Below are 18,971 nucleotides of genomic sequence, written 5' to 3' on the forward strand. Positions count from 1 at the left end.
GAAATGAAAGTTATTTATGATCTATATCTTGTGGTGTATTATTCTATAATCTCCAACTCCACCAACTCACAGCTGATTTCTGTGCGACGTACGCCACTTACTTCGAACAATGCATTGAAATATGAAGAATAGTCCGGTAGGTTCTTGTAGAAACCTTTAAGCCATTCTTTATCGGTAAAATTATTTACAACTGCCATGGTGCCAATGTCGTTGTTCGAAACAAAAAATAAAGCCTTCCTTCGGTTTTCGAGTTGCATAAACGATACCATTGCATAATCTTTATTTTGTACGCCTGACTTGAATGCCGGATTATATTCAACTTCCTTATTCTCCTTGTCAACGATAAAACCGTTCAGGTTAGAGTTAACTTTAAACATGGTACTATTTTTCAGGAAAATAGCATCTGATGTATTCATGGTCTTAAACTGACCTATATAGAGTAGGTTATTATCCCTGATTTCATCAATTTCGAAACGACTCTCAAGACGAAGGGAAAAGTTACTTTTATTTTGAAGAAACCATTCAGTAAGCGTCTTTATGGAAAAGGGAGCCATCTTAGAAAATAAGGTATAATCGGCCAGCTTTATTGAATCGTTTGGATGTTCTTGCAGGTAAGATATATAGTCGGCTTCGCTGTTTATGTTTTGTTCTATAGTAGGAATTAACCTTGAACCATATTTATGCCATACAATGGTGTGGTCGGCCATTACGCATAGATTTGTCTTGTTATTGAAAAAGTCATTCCAGCAATAATGTTCATTCTTTATTGCTTTTGAAAAGTGTAATACCAGCGTAAGCATAGTTCCGATGCCCAATATGTAGTATAAATAGGCATTTTTAAAAATACGTTGCTTTAGCTTTGGAGATTCTGGAAGAGGGGTGTTATTCTCCTTGAATACCAATGTGTCACGAATTTTGAACTGTAGATTGTATTGTCCTTTTGAGAGTTGAAAAATGAGTTTGTCTTCTTTCCCTGCTTCTTCATAGTATTCATCTAGTTTTTTACGCAGGTTAAACATATATACCCGTACTTTACTATCATTCTTCTCGGGATTATAATTCTTCTCAAACAGTTCAAAGCCGATTAATGATTCGTTAACATCCACTCCGTTGATTGATTGCTCCACCAGGAATTTAAGTAGTCGTACATTACGGGGTGACTTTTCAAATATCCGATCCCCGCAGATGCGGTTTAAGTATTCGTAGACGATTTCGTTGTTTAGTTGTGTTCTCATCGTCAACAAAAATAGTAAAACTTTCGTTGATGGTAATGCATTAAAAAACAGGGACGAAATGTGAGGTTAATTTGTTTTAACCTTTCTTGTAACCGCTAAATAACCTTGTTTTAGTTGTAATATCTTTTGATCCTTAATGCGAATTGTACTTTTGGATAAACTCGATATAAAAGGAAACGAAAGGATCTCAAAGAACAATGAAACATTATAGGAATAAGAAATTTAAATTTATCTTTTTAGCCTGGCTTTGTATTTTTGGGCTTGTGCTTGTTACAAATGCACAAATCACACTCCTTGGCGATAACGCCCCGCATGCCAATGTCAATGACGGTGACTTTGAGGCGGTACGTGGTTACTGGCGACAATCTAAACAATCACCATGCTGGACTACAAAAAATGTTGAGGGACTGGGAGAATACGGAATGGGTTTGCATAATGGTACGATGTTTAGTAATAACGATTTGGGAATTGCTGAGTCCATTCTATTAAATACTAATCCTGATTATCAAAACCCGAAAGTCGGGGACGTGATGAAATGGAGCTTTGGTGCAGATTTGGAATACATCAGTAATGGAACCATTTCATTAAGTCTGGTGTTTGGAAGACATGAACGAATCGTTGCTGATCGGGTAGAGCTTATTGGCTCTGACAAAGTTGTTGAGCATTTCAGTGGAACGTATACGCTGAATGAAGAGGATGTAAAGGGCGGTCTCCCTTTTGTTAGGGCTACGTTTTATTCGGAAGATGAGATAAAAGTGTTTTTGCACTATGTAAATCTTAGCGTTGTTGATGAAAACATGGCAGGCCCTGAAATCACTGCTGAGGTGCAGAATGAAGGCATTCAATTAAGCTGGAATGATAAAATGGCAGATGAAAACAGTCAATTCTATGTTTATCGTCAGTCTGGCGAGAAAGAAGCTTACATAAAGTTGGTCGAAACTTTTGGAAAAACCTTTTTGGATACGACATTAATGAATGGTGTAGAATATACCTACGTTGTTACACGATTCAATCAAGAGGAGTCAGGCGCGTCCAACAAAGTGAATATTGTAAAAAAGGATAAGGTAGCACCTGCTGCTCCTACCAATTTGATAGCTGAAGAGTATGAGTCGGAGATAAAAGTTTCGTGGACAGAAAGCACGGATCGTGATGTTCAGAGTTATTCTGTTTTTCGCGGGGATGCTAAGGGCAATAACCTGCAGGAAATAGCGCATAACATAACGAATAATTCCTACCTCGACTTTACTCCAACCAAGGATATTTACAATACCTATGTAGTATTTGCTAAGGATTACAGTGGCAATCTAAGTCTTCCGTCGGAAAATATGAAAGCCAAAGTTAAAATGGTATCTGGAGCATCTTTTAGTGACCTGATTCTTCCTATGCCTATTCACAAAAAGCTTACTTCCAACACATGGGGAGCTGAAGGAGTTGTGCCTCGTGATGTGGATAATGGAATTGAAGATTCAGAATGGAGTTATTGGGGAGGACGGCCCGTTTATGATAAGGATGGAAAGTATCACATGTGCGTCACTCGATGGCCGGCCAATGCAACGAAAGGCCATTGGGAGTGGCCTCGCTCTACAATTGCCCATGCGGTTGCTGATGAGCCTGACGGCCCTTATAAAGTGAAGGACGATATTGCCTATAATTTTGAAGATGGACTTGGTCATAACCCTGATGTCATTTTACTAAATGATGGTACCTATATGCTCTACTCGTTGATTAACTGGGAAGCTACTTTGTTTACTTCTAATTCTATGAGTGGACCATGGAAGCGACTGGGGATAATAAAAGTAGATGAGAATACAAAGCTTGAAGATCCTAATCTGTTCTACCGTTTTTACAGAAACCTGTCGGGTGTACATATGCATGATGGTCGTTTTTTGTTTGTTACCAAAGGTGGAGCAATGATGATGAGCGAAGGTAAGGATCCTTTGGGGCCTTACAAAGTGATGACAAGCCCTTTACAAGGAAATTCGGTTATCCCAGAGAAGTACAGAAATTCCAACTTCGAAGATCCTGTACTTTGGAAAGATGAGGTGCAGTATCATATGATAATCAATGCTTTCTGGGACTATCGCGCTATTTATTTGCGTTCTCCTGATGGTATTCACTGGAAATTTAATCCAGGTACAGCTTACACTCCAAACAATACTTCTTATGAAGATGGAACACAAACTCGTTGGTGCAAACTGGAGCGGCCGCATGTACTGACCGATGAGTATGGCAGAGCAACCCATCTATCTCTTGCTGTGATTGATGTCCTTAAAGCGGATGATTTGGCGCGAGATAATCACAGCTCGAAAAATATCATTCTTCCGCTTGTGCTGCACAAGCGAATTCAGATGCTGAATAAGGAAATGGTTAGTTCGAATACTAAAAAGATTAAAATTCGGATCCTTTCGGAGGATGGCTTTGATGCACAAAAGGATGTTGATATAGCCAGCCTGTGCTTTGGAGCTTCTGAAGAGGTAGATTTTGGTCGTGGCTGTAAAGCTGTTAGAACGAAGAAGAAAGGGAAAGATCTGATTGTTGAGTTTGATGGAGTGGGAAACGGAATTTCAGATGATAACTTTGCTTGTAAACTTCTGGGTAAAACTAAAAAAGGGGAATTGATTATCGGTTTTTCTAAGCTGGTAGCGGAGTAGAAACGTTTAATATTGGAACATATAACCAGACTCCGGATTTATCCGGGGCCTGGTTTATAATCACGCTCACATGATCGGATTCTTAATTCCTCTATTTTTTTATCTGGCACGATATTTCTAATCAACGGGTACTCCTAATTAGTCTCGGCAAGAAAACTCATGTTTTCAAAAATAGGCGAGTAGAATATCGCCAAACGTGAACTTTATTTTTGTTGATGATGGTGATTTTATGTGTCAAAGCTGATTTTTATTGCAAAACACGACCCTGCGCATAATATTTTGCCAATTTTGTTGATTATTGGGCATAATTCTCCCCCTTGTGTTACATAAGACGCACATATTCAAAACATTACTAGGCTGCTATTTTGTTCTGCTCGCCTGTATCAGAACTACTCCGTGCTCGATGGATTAATTCGGCACCAATCTTTCTTAGATTGTAGGCGCTAACGGCTAAGCCAACATACCTTTTGAAGTTGTGGTATCCGCGATCCGGACAACGATCTAGTCCCCTGTGCTCCAATTCGTTAATGTTTGATTCGATGGCACTATGTTTGTTGCGCAGCTTCTTGAAAACGGTTTGACGCTCCTGCTCTGCTTCTTCTTGGTTACATTTGCCTTTCTTGGGAAGCACAAGGTTCTTAACCGCTCCCAACAATAATGTTTTATTGTTTTTGTTCCAATACCCCTTATCGAAACTCCAACTTTCTATTGTAAACCGTTTCGATAGTCTTTTTGTTAACTTCGGAACAATCTCTGAATCAGATTCATGATCCATTATCTGGTAATCGACAATTAAATTAAACTGGTCGGTGGTTATTCCTGCTTTTTTGCCCAGTTCGATATTCGGACGCATTTTACCTTTGGTCACCCATTCGGTATATTCTTCGAATATGGAAAACATTTTCTCGCTATGGGGTATGGCTTCCCCTTTTATAGTCCGCCTTTCAAGCAAGTTGATATGCTTAACCAATAGTGACATGAAATGTTCGAGCTCTATCACTGTGACCTGATCCGCAATATCTTCCTGAGGAAAGCTGTCTTTTGAATTTTCTAATTTGTTCAGCAAAGCTTTAGCTTTTGCAAGGTAGACTCGCGCCGCTGTTCTTATTCTGTCTTGTTTCCCTTTTCCGCCCGAAGCGCTTGCCCGACCTAGTGCCCGCATTTTGTTCTTCAGGTCTTTACGCCAGTCATACACTTTGCGCCATCCAGGTAAATCGTGATTTTTCTGGAGCTTGTTGACCATGTCGATGCATTTCCGCGCGCAGTCCCATAACAGGTTGTAGTCAGTAGGGAAGTGAACATTGCTTTCCACAACAAAACTATCGGTTTTTAAGGACAATGCTGCCGCCTCTTTTTTTTAAATACCTCGTGGCCAAATGCCACAATAACATTGTTGAGTTCTTTTACCGTTTCGTCCGTTAGTAGACCGACGTTGTCGATAATACATTGATATCCAATCTTTTGCTTTTCATACCCAAAGCTGCTCTCGATGCCCATTATTTGGCGTATCAATGTATGGTGATTGGCCATGTCGTGTAGATCGTCATAGCTAATATTTTGACAAAGACGCACTTGTGACAAAACAAAGATTTGCCACAGGTCCATTCCGGGACGACCTGTATGTTTCTTTTCCGAGCGTATCGCCTTGTCCAATATCTCAAAGACCTTCTCGTTCCAGTTTGGGTTGGCAAATATTTCTTTTAACGCAGCACATAGTCCGGGTAGAGCCCCACTTCTTTTTGCTGTCGGTATGATCGTTTCTTGAATTGGAAGACTTCCCAGTTTCAATTGTTGTTCGAATCTTTTTCTCATGCTTGAACCTCTTTGTGCTTTAGCTCCGAAATAACCAAATCTAAAACCATTAATAGGTTGAATATCTGCAAAATAACCCAACTACACAAGCTATATTCACTAAAGATTCAAACAAGTTTTCAACATCAAAAAACAGATTTACAATTGATTATACGTTTTCTTGCAAGGACTAATTACATTACCTTTAAGGAGTATGTTAAGGATAGTTGGTACGGCACAAGCTCCGCTATTAGATTACTCATTGAGTCAGATGCAGGAACTTGCAAAGAAGGTAGATCAAAATTAAGTAACCGTTCCTGGTGTTCAGCCCTAGCTATCTGTTCATTTTGAACCAAAGAGAGGAGAGTGCATATTACGTCATGCTGGGGTCTTCGTCATATTTGGGCAATATTTAACCTCTTGAAGAAGAAAATCATACTATCTCAAACTGGATAATAATGCGTCTTCAAATATGACTAAGAACCAAAATTTGTTGAAAACGCTCAAGGTGGGTTAATGAATTTCGTAAAAAGAAGAATATAACTTTGCTATGAAATAGCATGCTCAACGGAGTATTGAAATAATTAAGATAATGTAACGTGTTTGCACTAAATTAGAAAACGACCAAACCATAAACCTAACCGTCTTTACACTTCTTCTTAGAAATGAGAACTACGAATTATATACAGTCGACAATGTAAATACAGGCTTAGAACCATTAATGACATCATAGCCGTATAATAAAAATGACTTTATGCAGTTATGAGAGACTGAAACCAACGCACTTTAATTAAAGTACAAGGCTTGAATGCAAAATTTCACTCCCTTGAATCTGTTGGAAAACACCTGCTTGCTTGATGCTCCTGTATTCGAACAGAATTTTTATCTGCAAAAAGACAGCACATTGGTTTATATAAAAAAACTTGGATTCGTTCCAAAGATGGATACTATTACTTGGACAAAGAAGAACAATTTTAAGCTTCATTTACATCAAGGAACGATTACAATGAAACTATTTAAATATTTTTTAATTGTCAGCTTATTTACCTCTTGCATTGCAGTAAAGGATGGAGCAAAAGTCCTTTTGTTCAAAAAATAGACGCTAAGTCAAGCAATACATAAATAAAATTATTGGTAGCGCCGTCATTGGTGTTGTCAGGGTTGGGCACTGTTTTTTTTAGGGATGAATGAAATATTAAAGTGGAAGTAGCGTAATTGTCAATCTGAATAGTAATTGAATAGTAATTTCTATTGGTGTAAGTTTTCGTTTAACCGTAAATTACCTATAGAATCAATTTTAATACCCTATATTAAAAACTGTTATTCTCCATGTTATGGATTGGTTTATAAATCTTTGTTTAGACGTATCAAAAAAATAAAATATAAGCTCACCAAATATACTATACACGTATGGAACTACGGATTTATAATTTCAAGTGTTTGTCGTTTCTGGCAATTCTTTTTATGCTTACAGCTACGGGGCTTTCGCAAGAACAAGAGCAGAACTGGTTTATGCCCGATTTGTCGGGTGAGTTCAAGGAATGTGCTGAGGGTACATTTATGGAAATAGTGGATTCGATTCCGCTAAGAGGAACACAATACCGGATTCGTGTTCCTGAGAATTGGAATGGCACCTTGCTCAGTGATTTGGATTATTATAAGTCGGCCAATTCGCCCCGTAACCTGAAATTATTAAAAATGGGTTATGCGCTATCTGGAACCAAACGTCGTCCAGGGCGCATGATGGCTTACGACCCTGCTCATGAAATTCATGACATTATTTCGGTATTGGACATTTTTGAGGCACATTTTGGTGAGCCTGCACAAACCATTCAATTGGGCTGCTCAGGAGGTGGAACCATTACTATTGCCATGGCCGAAATTCATCCCGATAGAATAGATGGTGCAATTGCTTTGTGCGGAGCCACAAGTCCTTGGATGGCCAATACCCACTTGGATGCACTGTTTGTTCTAAAAGCGCTCTTGGCTCCCGAGCTTCCTATTGTTGATATTCCTTTGCGAGGCGCAGAAACAGATAAAATCGCAGCAGCGTGGAAAAAAGCGATTGATGAAGCCCAGCAAACACCAGGGGGTAGAGCTCGGATCGCTTTGGCTATCACAATTGGGCAATGGCCAGCATGGGGAGGGCCAGGCAAAGCACCTTCAGAAGCTCCTGATCTCAATAACACAAAAGAACTTCAGGAAAGTATGTACCAAAGTTTGATAAGACTTCTTCCTAGAAAAGGAACTTTTGGAACTACGATGATCGAATTGGCTGCACCGGGACAAATAAAAGGAAATACAGGTGTTGATTACGACGCATTCTATAAAAATGGAAATGAATTGTACAAAAAAGCAGTAGAAACTTTATATGAAGAGGCTCAACTAAGTTCAGCAAACGATCTGAATAAAGTAAATGATTTTCCGCGTTTAAAGGCCGATGCTTCTGCAAAACAATGGTGGAGTAAACCGGGCCGCACGCACGTTGGCGAACCTAAAGTTCCGTTTCTTAGAATGAGTACCACTGGTGATGGTTTGGTTTATCCGGCTATGGTTAAAGGGTACGAAGATTTGGTAAAAGAAAAGGGATACTCAGCCTTGTTAAGAACGGCCTATGTAAAAAGATGGGGGCATTGTACCTTTTCGGTGGGCGAATGGTTGGCTGCCATTGAAACCATGATGCAGCGACTTGAAACTGGAGAGTGGCCAAGTACAACCCCCGAGGATATGAATAAATTGGCTAAAAAACTCGATAAAAACTCAAAAGCAGCGTATTTCAACTATAAAACGGTGCAAAAATATAACCGCACTTGGGTGCCTACTATTAATGACTTTGTTGCACAATAGAAATACAGATAACGATGAAAATATTTTACGCAAGACTATTATGTATCGCAATTGCCAATGTGTTACTTATCCAAGTAAAGGCAGAAACGCGAACAGCTGATGTAAATAACATTAGCCAAATTATTAATTGGATGAAGGATGGTATAACCACTAAAATCATTTTTCCGGCCGGAACGTATAATTTTACCTCAACCATTAGCCTCGAGAATGATGACCTTATTTTGGAAGGTAGTGGAATGAATGAGACGATTATTCGCTTGGCAGCAAAAAAAAACACTCTTATTGATGCCAAAGGAAATAATGCGAGAATATGCAAGCTCACTCTGGATGGAGGTAAGAATCAAAAGGCTTGGGGTAATCCTATCTTTCGGTTTAACAAAAGTAAAGGGCACCATTTTGAAGAGGTGTTATTCACCAACTCTCTATGGATGGGAATTACTGGCATTAACGCTTATGCAACTGATGGTTTACATTTGATACATTGCGAATTCAGTAACATTGATTTAATGTGTTTGCAAATTTTTAATCGTAATACCAATAAGCGAGGTGGAGAAGTTATCACCTCAGTAGATAAAGTGGTAATTGATGGCTGTATTTTTCATGAGGGGTATGAAACAGGTGTTTCATCGGATAACGGAAACGATAGAGAAGATAGTGGTGATGGCACCGGCAGAAGATACACTGAAAGCACCAGCTTGAGCGGTACCGAAATTAAAAATTGTGTTTTTCATAAAAGCAAGCAATTTCATATTGCCATGGTACAAAGCAAGAACGTGCTTATTCAAAACAATACCTTTTATGGCATGACAGATGATGCTGGTGGAGGGTGCCAGCCCATCCATATGGAGCAGTTTACCCAAAATATTGAAATATACGATAACACGTTTTATATGGATAACACGGTGGAACAGGCATATATGTATATTCATATAAACGGTACCGAAGGTCATAAACGAGTTACACAGCAACGGCCGAGCAACACTTATGCTACATGGACTTACAATGTATATGGAGGCAATGAACGAAGAGCTTCAACTTCGTGCGCTAAAGAAGGACACATAAACAAAGATTGTAAACGCGATGTGCATGCTTATGGCCCTCGCAATATTTATATCGCAGGAAATACCTTTAATGAATCCACAATGGCATCACACTACGTGAGTGTTAATGAGGGTGAAAATATTCAAATTGGGACCAAAAAAGACGGTACTGTTTCTTTAAATAAATTTATGGGAGTAAGTGCAGGAGTCGTAAAGATTCATTTCGGTGGCAATGATGAGGGCACAGGCGATGTACTTATTAAAGCCGGGCAAAATATAACTGTCGATAATGTTGAAATTAAAGACGTAAACTTTGATCTTCCTGCCATCAGATTAAAAAAACCGATTGTTATTGAAACTAAATCTGATGTATCGGTAAATGAAATACATAGGCAAGATGTATTATTTTATCCAAATCCCGCATCAAATTTTATATACATTAATTCTAGTGAGCACGAATACTCAGTTTCTATTTTTGATATCACAGGAGCTGTTCGTATGAGCTCTGTAAAAAAAAAGCTTCGGATGATAAAGTTGGTGTAAGTAGCCTAAAACGTGGTGTATATCAATTAGTGTATCAATCAAAAACAGGTGATGTTCGCACTGAAAAATTAATGATAAAATAAAAGAGTAAGATGTTACAGAACAGATTAAAATATAGTTTGCTTTTACTCTTCTGTGTTAGTGTTTTTGCACTTAAAGCCGAAGTAAAAGTGGCCAATATCTTTGGCAGTAAAATGGTGCTGCAGCGCAATCAAGCGAACCCTGTTTGGGGTACAGCAAAAAAAACAGAGTTGGTAACTGTAAGTATTAACGGACAAAAACATACGGCAATAACAGATAAAGAGGGCAAGTGGAAAATTAAGCTCGACCCAATGGAAGCAGGCGGTCCTTTTACGATGATTGTAGAAGGAAAAAATAAAATCGTATTTAACGATATATTAATTGGTGAAGTGTGGATTTGTACCGGGCAGTCAAACATGCAGTGGAGCGTAGAAAACTCAAATCATTCAGATTTGGAGTTGCTTGCTGCAAATTATCCTGAAATAAGATTATTTACCATTCCTCTGGTTGCCGGTTCAGAGCCACAAACAGATATTAAAGACACTACATGGAGTGAATGTAACGTTGAAACGCTTGCTAAATTCTCTGCGGCTGGTTATTTCTTTGGACGAAAATTGCATCAAATATTAGGTGTTCCTGTCGGGCTAATAAATGCTTCGTGGGGCGCTTCTTCTTTAGCTTCATGGATTCCGCGTGATGCTATTGAAGAAAATTATAATCATCCTGAATTCCTTGAAGATTGGGATTGGCGAATTACTCAATTTACAGATAAAATGCTGGCAGATTATACCAAAGAATATGAAGCATGGGAAGCCGCAGGAAAACCAGGTAAAAAAATGCGCCCACCGCGCGATATTAGAATTGGGCAAAACAGGCCGGCAAATGCTTATAATGGTGTTATAAACCCAGTAATAGGTTACGGTATAAAAGGTGCTATATGGTGCCAAGGCGAAAGTAACTTAGGCAGAGGCGACCAGTATAGCGACTTATTTCCTATTATGATAAACTCGTGGCGTGAGCGCTGGCAACAGTGCGATTTCTCTTTTTACTGGATTCAAATTGCCAGTATGAAAGAACCGGATGTTGAACCAACATCAAGTTCATGGGCCGAACTGCGCGAAGCCATGTCAAAAACACTTTTTCTACCTAATACAGGCGAAGTAATTTCGATGGATGTGGGTGAAGGAAACAATATTCATTACCGCAACAAACAAGAAATGGGTAGCCGTTTGGCGCGTTTAGCGCTGGATGAAACTTACGGATATGACATTGAAGGCAAAAGTCCTCGCTATAAATCCATGGAAATAAAGGATGATAAAATCATTATTACTTTTAATCATATTGATAAAGGATTGTATGCATACAATGCAAATACGATTAAAGGATTTGCTATTGCCGCTGCCGATCAAAAATTTGTTTGGGCAGAAGCTAAAATTATAGCTGCAAATAAAGTAGAGGTATTTGCTAATGAAATCGAAAATCCCGTAGCCGTTCGTTATGCTTGGTCAAATATGCCCAATGCAAATTTGTATGATCGCAATAGTTTGCCGGTAGCTTGTTTTAGAACGGATCAGTGGCCCATTGCATCGGAAGGAAATATAAAAGCGCAATATCGCTACAAATATGATCATTCAAAAAAATAGAAATAAGATGAGGATAGTCCAGACATTGCTTGCCCTTATTATACTTTTTGCTTGTACTAATTGTCAACAAGCCGCAAAGCAAAAATCAGATAACGAAGGTTGGCAGGTACTTTTTAATGGAAAAAATTTAGATGGATGGGTGGTAAAACTAAATCATCATGAGTTAGGAGATAGTTATGCCAACACCTTTAGAGTGGTAGAGGGTGTTATTCAAGTAAACTATGATGGTTACGAAGCGTTCGACGAGCGTTTCGGCTATTTGGATTGAAGGAAAAGAAATTACAGCTGGATATATCGGGCTTCAGGCCGAAGGACAAGGGGTTGATTTTGAGAATATAAGGATTAGGGATTTAGAATCTAAATAAGACAATATACAAGGATGTTTTAAAGTTAATACAAAGTATATTTTATATAAATCAATTATTATGAATATGAAGTATTTGTATCTGGTAGCAATATGCTTAATTGGAGCTATGCTTGCGGTACAAGCAGCAGACAAACCAAATGTAATCCTCATTATCACTGATGACCAAGGGTATGGCGATGTGGCGGCAAACGGAAATAAGATTGTTAAAACGCCTCAAATGGATAAACTCCATGATGAGGGAGTTCGTTTAACCAATTTTCATGCGGGTACCACTTGTGCTCCAAGTCGTTCGGGACTTATGACCGGTGCCGAAGGAAACCGTGCGGGAGTGTGGCATACCATTGGTGGTTGTAGTATTATGCGCGAACATTTTACTATTATGCCACAGGTGTTTAAACAGAATGGTTATTCCACAGCCATGTATGGCAAATGGCACTTGGGTGATGCATATCCTTATCGTCCGGAAGATCGCGGTTTTGACGAAACAGTGGCTCACGGGGCCGGTGGCGTTGGACAAACACCTGATTATTGGAACAACGATTATTTTGACGATACCTATTGGCACAACGGAACACCTCAAAAATATAAGGGGTATTGTACCGATGTGTTTTTTTCAGAAGCCATAAACTTTATCGAAACAAAAAGAGACGAGCCATTCTTTGTTTATATTTCACCAAATGCGCCCCATGGACCATATAATGTTCCTGAGAAATATTACAATATGTATAAAAATGAGGAGCTTCTAAACGAAACACAGAAAGCTTATTATGGGATGATTACCAATATTGATGATAATATAGGTAAGCTAGAGCAAAAGTTAGATAAGTTGGGCATTAAAGATAATACCATCGTTATTTTCACCACAGATAATGGTGCGGCATATCATACCATAAAAGATGGCAAGAGCAAGTATAAGTACAATGCAGGCATGAATGGTTACAAAGGCTCTGCATTTGAAGGCGGCCATCGTGTACCCTTTTTTATTCGCTGGAAAGACGGAAATATTAGGGGTGGGCGCGATGTGAACCAACTTGCGATGAACTTTGATATTTTACCAACACTCGTGAGCTTATGCGGGTTAAACAATCATCCGGATACAGGCCGCGATGGTCGAGATCTTACCCCTTTAATGCGGCAAGAAGTAAAAGATTGGCCACATCGTTATTGTGTGGTGGATAATAATCGCATTCAACAACCTGAAAAATGGAGACAGAGTGCCGTTATGGACGACAACTGGCGTTTAATAAATGGAAAGAAGCTTTATGACTTAAGAAAAGACCCGGGTCAGGAAACCGATATTGCTAAAAAGTATCCTGAAAAAGTGCAAGAAATGCGAGCAGTTTATGAAAAATGGTGGACTTATACTTCGCGCGAATTTGGCCGTTACGAAGCCTATAAAATCGGAGCGCCTCATATCGAAGAAACTTGCATTACCGCACACGACTTGCATACCTTTGCCCCGGTAACCTGGGATCAATCATACATCCGCGATCCATATAGTAGTAAAAAACCATCGTTGGGAACAGGTTATTGGATGATTGACGTACAGCAAGAAGGTGAATATGAAATTGAACTGAGACGATGGCCCAAAGAATCCGCTTTAGGATTTAGCGATACCATACCTCAATTAAATACAAAAAAGCCCTGGTTGGAAACAAAGCCTGCCGGGATTAAGGTTGACATTAAAAGTGCGATGCTTGATATTGAAGGGATTCACATGGAGCAGAATGTAGATGTAAATAACAACAAGGTAAGTTTCAAAGCCTACCTGTGCGAAGGTCGTCAGCATTTAGAGGCCAATTTCATCGGGAAAGAGGATAAGAAATTCTCTGCATTTTATGTGTATATCAAAAAAGTGAAATAAAAATCCCTTTATTTGTTTTATATTTTGCCCAATCGAATAAGCTTAAACAAAGGCTTATGGTTGATGAGTCTAGCAGAATTTTTTTGACTTTATACGGAATTTTGCGTGTCTGAAATTCGTCTGTTGTCCTAATTGCGAGAAAAGCTTAAAATAGTAATCTTTAAAAAGTTGCCAGTCTCGATTCTTGTTTTGATAGCTAATTGTAGACTTTGAGGGTGCTTTTTGTATCCCTAAGTGATTTAAATTGCCTGTATTTGTTTTTAAAATTAGGCTGTAATAATTGAATTTATTTTATAGTTTAGTAGGCGTTTGAATGGTAATACACCGGAGATTTTTGTTAAAGTATTAGCTTATGAAACTGGCATGTCCATGGCAAATAATTGGGTACTCAGTATTGTGATTGTAATTTGCGCTGGTTATCAAGGTTTCACTAATTTTGAAACGGATGAAAAATATTTTATACATAGTTATATTACTATTATTTATTCAATGTAAATCAGATTCCAAAGACAAATTATTAGTGCCTAAGCAAGAGAATAAGTTTGTTTGGATTTATAAACCTGCCGGAGATTATTTTTTTGGTCCCGATACCGAATTTCTAAAAGAAGGGCAATGGTATGATGAGTGGGTGCCCAACGACCATACCTTTGTTAAGGGAGAAGACGGGAAGTGGCATATATTTGGGATAACACATCCTTTGGTAATGTCAGATCCTTTAAGCAAAGGAATTCATGATGGAGAATACGCATCTTTTCATGCTATTTCATCAAAAAACAGCTTTAAAGAAAGTGTTGAAGAATATCACTATAAGGACTTGCCAAAGATATTGTCTCCTCAGGAACGTCCCGGAGAAATATTGGCCAATCATGCGCCTTACATCATTAAAAATGATGGATTTTTTCAAATGGTATATGGACATAGTCCTATTCGTTTAGCTGTAAGTTCTGATTTAATGAACTGGAAACCAAAAGGCAATTTGTTTTCATTGGAAGATGGAAAAGGAGATGAAAAGAAATTGTTTGGTGATGCCAGAGATCCTAATTTGTTATATCATGAAGGGACTTATTATATAGTATATTGCTCAACAAAAAGTGTTCGTATGAGAATATCAAAGAATCTGAAAGCATGGAGTGAGGAGAAGATTATTCTTAGAACAGAATCGTACGATCCTGAATCACCGTCTTTAATATTCTATAATAATACTTTTTACTTATTTGTATGTTCCTGGGATGGTATCTGGGATCAAAAAGAAATTGTTGGGGCATACCAGCATAAAACTTATGTATTGCAATCTGATGATATTCTGGATTTTGGTAAAGACCATGAAAAAGAAGTGACAGTGTTAAATGCACATGCTCCGGAAATCTTTCAGGATGAAGAAGGGCAATGGTATATTTCAAGTGTAGAATGGCCCAATAGAGGAGTTAGTGTTGATAAACTTTGGTGGGAGTAATTAATAATTAGAATTCATTTTATGCTAAAAATCAGTAAGGTATCAGTGCTTATTTTTTCTCTTGTTTTGTCGGTTTCTTGCTCAAAAGAGATACTCAAAGGTACCTACTGTTACGATTTAAATTTCCTGAAGCAATATCAGGAAGTTGTGGTGCTTTCTGAAAATAATGAGAAGAGCCAACTTATTGTTTTGTCCAAACTGCAAGGAAGGGTAACTACAAGTACAGCAAAAGGACTTGAAGGTAATAGTTATGGCTGGATGCATTATGATTTAATTGCTTCGGGTAAGTTTGAAGAGCATTATAATCCTTTGGGGGGTGAAGATCGTTTTGGGATTGAACCCGAAGGAGGACAGTTTTCTATATTTTTTAAGAAAGGAACTGATTTTACTTTTGAGAACTTGTATACACCAAAGGAAATAGATACTGAACCATTTCATATTGTTAATCAATCAAAACAGGAAATTTCGTTTAATAAGAAAATGAATCTGGTAAATTATCAAGGGTTTCAATTTGATATCGAAAATCAAGCTTAGTCTGATCTTCCTAATGCAAATAAGTAGCTGGGGAACCTATTTTTCTTTATCCATTTCAATAAACTCACCTTTTTCATAAGCCGCTGTAATTCCCCATTCGGTAATTATTTCGAGTAAGGGTTTTAAGGTCTCACCAAACTTAGTTAACGAATAAACCACTTTTAAAGGTGGTTTTTTTGTATATACCTTTCTGTCCACAATATCATCCGCTTCCAGCTGTTTTAGCTGTAAACTCAATGTGCGTTCAGTAACCGTAGGTATTTCTTTTCTAAGTTCATTATAACGTTTTTCTCCCCCTGTCAGATGCGCCAAAATTACACTCTTCCATTTACCACCAATTAATTCCATGGCTGCACTTGTTGGACACGGAAACAGTTTGTCGTGAATTTTTATCATCGGCTTTTTCACAAGTAACTCTTCTCTATTCATTTGTTTTCTTTTTGAGATAATAAAACTCGTATTGCAAATATAATACAATAAAAAATAATGTAAATATAAAAAATATAGTAAAAATATAAATAGGCATAAGTGTTTGATTGTTAGTTTGTAGGTGGGGGTTTGTAATGATGTAATATATACTATACTTTATGACCGTTATTGTGCACTATATCAACTATACATACTTTTGTCACTATAATTTTGATAGTATTAATAAAATCTACAAAAATGATGCGAAAATTAGTAACGATGTTATTGTGCTGTGTTAGTCTGTTAACAAATGCACAAGATGTAAATAGTAACAAAATGTTCAATCTTTTGGCGAAGTTTACTGTAAAACCCGAATTTATTTCTGGATTTAAGGAAGCTTGTATACATAGTGTATATGAATCTAGAAAAGAAGCTGGTAATATTGAAATGAAGCTTTATGCTGATGATAATAAGGACAATGTATTTTATGTGTATTCGCGATGGGATAACAGAGGTGCTTACGAGTATCATAAAACGCTTCCTCATTCTAAAAATATGGCAAAAGTAGCGAAGGCAACTTTGCTTACACTTCCAGAAATAATGACGTTAGGACTTACACAACCTGTTACGGTTCGGGGTACTAAACAAGTAAATACAGATGATCAGGAAGAAACCTTGTTCTTTATTTTCAAAATAAAAGATGGTTATCGCGACAAAATTATTAAAAGGTTCCAAACCCATGTAGAAAAATCGCGCACCGAAGCTGGCAATTTGCTTTTTGAGTTTTATACCATCGATGGCGACGAAAATACCTTTGTGGTGTACGAAAACTGGAGAAACAAATCGGTTTTATTCGATGTGCATTTAAAAACGCCCTACTCAGAAGAAACCGGCGCCTTAATGAACGAAGCCATGGTTGGCGAGATGGGACAATACATGAATTTTGTTACCGAGCTTGTTTCCAATACTTCTGAAGCTATTACTAAAAAGTGGGAAGCTAAAGGTTTTCAATTTCCTGAGTCGATTGTAGCCGATCCAACCAGCGATTGGATTTATGTTTCTAATATCGTGAGCAGAGAAGCGCCCGGCTATATTAGTCGTATTTCTAAAAATGGGAAAGTCGTTGATTATAATTGGATTGGTGGTTTAAATCAGCCTTGCGGTTTGGCCATTTTTGATGATAAACTTTATGTAGGTGATCAGGATAAGGTTCATATTATCGACATAGAAAAGGCTCAGGTTATAAGAAGTTTATCTTTCGTAGGAGCTTTAAGTTTCAATGATGTAGCTATTGGTAAAAATGGCAAGGTTTTTATTTCTGACCTTATGAGTGGACGTATTTTTACTATCATAAACAATAAGTTAGAAGTTTGGATTGAGAATGCCGAATTTTCTCATCCCAATGGATTGTATGTTGACAATGGAAATTTGATAGTTGCAGATTTAGGCGATAAGTTAAATCCCGACGCATCACCACAAACACCAGGTTCGGTTTATAAAGTAAATATGGCTGATAAGAGTGTCGAAATCATTAAGTCGGGTTTTCATCTTGGTGGACTTGATGGCGTGACAAAGGTTGGCGATAAATATATTGTTACCAATAATTCAGGAGGAGAGCTTTATGCCGTTTCCGACAAGGAGCGTATGTTGTTGGGCACTTTAGGACGAGGAATTGCTGATTTATGTGCTGAAGGAAATACTATTTATGTTCCAAATTTTACAGGAACGGTGAATTCATTTACTGTGAAATCTGAAAATAAAACAATGGAAAAGAAAGGAAGCTTTGAGCTTATTGATTTGGGTGAGGTAAAACTACATGCCTACAAAACTAATGATATGATGAACGACTATGTGCTTATCCTTGAAAAAGAAGGAAAAGCTGTGATGATTGAATCACCTGCATTCTGGGATAACTTTGATGAGCTAAGAGTTTATCTGGCTGATAATAAGATAAAGGTGGATGCTATATTTCCATCGTATCATCCACTTGGTGCATCTTTTATCAATACAAATGAATTGGCTGATATGGATGTGTATTTTACACAGCATGTACTGGATTATTGGAAGAGTGGGTTTGGAGCAGTTATGAAAGCAGGTATTCCTAAAGCTTTTGGAGATAAGGTTGATACTTCTATGTATAAACCAACAGTAGTTCTGAAAGAGGGTGAAACTGAAGTTGCAGGAATAAAAATGGTAATCACAAAATCGTATGATGGTTTCGATATTGAAATTCCTGAAATCAATGCGGTATATGTGCATATTTTGGGTCATGATACGCATTCCGAAATTTTGGGACACGAACATCTTGAAAGCAGCATCAAAAATTTCAAAAAATATTTAGCGAAGGGCTACACTAATTATTTAAGTTCACATTATAAGCCAGAAACCAAAGCAGATATGCAAACAAAACTAGCTTATTTAAAAGAGATGAAGAAAATAGTTTCCATATCGCATACTGCTGAAGAATTTACCCAAGCTATGTATGAAGCGTTTCCTAATTATAAAGAGGGTTATTTACCAGCAACAACCCGATCGTTTTTTACTCAAGAACCGCAAGGGGACAAACATTAAAAG

General features: G+C 37.9%; 13 protein-coding genes. 9 read left to right on the forward strand and 4 right to left on the reverse strand.

Features of this window, described 5'->3' with window-relative positions; all coding sequences use genetic code 11:
* Positions 1 to 38: 38 nt before the first annotated feature.
* A complete protein-coding gene (locus CYTFE_RS0101860; RefSeq protein ID WP_027470417.1) occupies positions 39 to 1,235 on the reverse strand; it encodes a helix-turn-helix domain-containing protein in 1,197 nt (398 codons plus the stop codon).
* Between the two features lie 197 nt (positions 1,236 to 1,432).
* Here CYTFE_RS0101860 and CYTFE_RS0101865 point away from each other — a divergent pair, with 197 nt between their 5' ends.
* The gene (locus CYTFE_RS0101865) at positions 1,433 to 3,886 is read left to right on the forward strand and encodes a hypothetical protein (protein WP_027470418.1); all 2,454 of its coding nucleotides are present in this window, start codon (positions 1,433 to 1,435) and stop codon (positions 3,884 to 3,886) included.
* A gap of 352 nt (positions 3,887 to 4,238) precedes the next feature.
* On the opposite strand, the gene CYTFE_RS24530 is transcribed toward CYTFE_RS0101865, so the two are convergent.
* Positions 4,239 to 5,225: a hypothetical protein gene (locus CYTFE_RS24530; protein WP_044262489.1), complete on the reverse strand. Its 987-nt coding sequence runs from the start codon at positions 5,223 to 5,225 to the stop codon at positions 4,239 to 4,241.
* A complete protein-coding gene (locus tag CYTFE_RS0101875; RefSeq protein ID WP_154665601.1) occupies positions 5,216 to 5,698 on the reverse strand; it encodes a hypothetical protein in 483 nt (160 codons plus the stop codon). Before CYTFE_RS0101875 ends, CYTFE_RS24530 begins: the two co-directional genes overlap by 10 nt.
* A gap of 1,389 nt (positions 5,699 to 7,087) precedes the next feature.
* Between CYTFE_RS0101875 and CYTFE_RS24535 the strand changes: the two genes are divergently transcribed.
* The 7 genes from CYTFE_RS24535 to CYTFE_RS24540 all read left to right on the forward strand — a co-directional run bounded on the left by CYTFE_RS24535 (position 7,088) and on the right by CYTFE_RS24540 (position 15,989).
* Complete coding sequence (locus CYTFE_RS24535; RefSeq protein ID WP_052342929.1) at positions 7,088 to 8,524, forward strand: alpha/beta fold hydrolase; 1,437 nt, start codon at positions 7,088 to 7,090, stop codon at positions 8,522 to 8,524.
* Between the two features lie 14 nt (positions 8,525 to 8,538).
* Positions 8,539 to 10,107, forward strand: coding sequence for a right-handed parallel beta-helix repeat-containing protein (locus CYTFE_RS0101890; RefSeq protein WP_027470421.1), 1,569 nt, complete (start codon positions 8,539 to 8,541; stop codon positions 10,105 to 10,107).
* 92 nt (positions 10,108 to 10,199) lie between these two features.
* On the forward strand, positions 10,200 to 11,771 hold the full coding sequence (locus tag CYTFE_RS0101895) for a sialate O-acetylesterase (protein ID WP_027470422.1): 1,572 nt from the start codon (positions 10,200 to 10,202) through the stop codon (positions 11,769 to 11,771).
* 7 nt (positions 11,772 to 11,778) lie between these two features.
* Entirely contained in the window at positions 11,779 to 12,039 is a 261-nt protein-coding gene (locus tag CYTFE_RS30565; RefSeq protein WP_044214233.1) for a LamG domain-containing protein, read from the forward strand.
* A 157-nt stretch (positions 12,040 to 12,196) separates the two neighbouring features.
* Complete coding sequence (locus tag CYTFE_RS0101905; RefSeq protein WP_027470424.1) at positions 12,197 to 14,002, forward strand: arylsulfatase; 1,806 nt, start codon at positions 12,197 to 12,199, stop codon at positions 14,000 to 14,002.
* Positions 14,003 to 14,447: 445 nt separating this feature from the next.
* Positions 14,448 to 15,455 carry a family 43 glycosylhydrolase gene (locus tag CYTFE_RS0101915; RefSeq protein ID WP_027470426.1) on the forward strand — a complete coding sequence of 336 codons (1,008 nt, stop codon included), beginning with the start codon at positions 14,448 to 14,450 and terminating at the stop codon, positions 15,453 to 15,455.
* 21 nt (positions 15,456 to 15,476) lie between these two features.
* Positions 15,477 to 15,989 (forward strand): DUF6786 family protein, encoded by a 513-nt coding sequence (locus CYTFE_RS24540; RefSeq protein WP_052342930.1) that lies wholly within the window; start codon positions 15,477 to 15,479, stop codon positions 15,987 to 15,989.
* A gap of 36 nt (positions 15,990 to 16,025) precedes the next feature.
* Here the strand turns inward: CYTFE_RS24540 and CYTFE_RS0101925 are convergent, their stop codons facing one another.
* Complete coding sequence (locus CYTFE_RS0101925; RefSeq protein ID WP_044214227.1) at positions 16,026 to 16,418, reverse strand: winged helix-turn-helix transcriptional regulator; 393 nt, start codon at positions 16,416 to 16,418, stop codon at positions 16,026 to 16,028.
* Positions 16,419 to 16,655: 237 nt separating this feature from the next.
* Here CYTFE_RS0101925 and CYTFE_RS28235 point away from each other — a divergent pair, with 237 nt between their 5' ends.
* Positions 16,656 to 18,968 (forward strand): antibiotic biosynthesis monooxygenase, encoded by a 2,313-nt coding sequence (locus CYTFE_RS28235; protein ID WP_052522363.1) that lies wholly within the window; start codon positions 16,656 to 16,658, stop codon positions 18,966 to 18,968.
* Positions 18,969 to 18,971 lie beyond the last annotated feature (3 nt).

The sequence above is a fragment of the Saccharicrinis fermentans DSM 9555 = JCM 21142 genome (assembly GCF_000517085.1).
GTDB classification, from domain to species: domain Bacteria; phylum Bacteroidota; class Bacteroidia; order Bacteroidales; family Marinilabiliaceae; genus Saccharicrinis; species Saccharicrinis fermentans.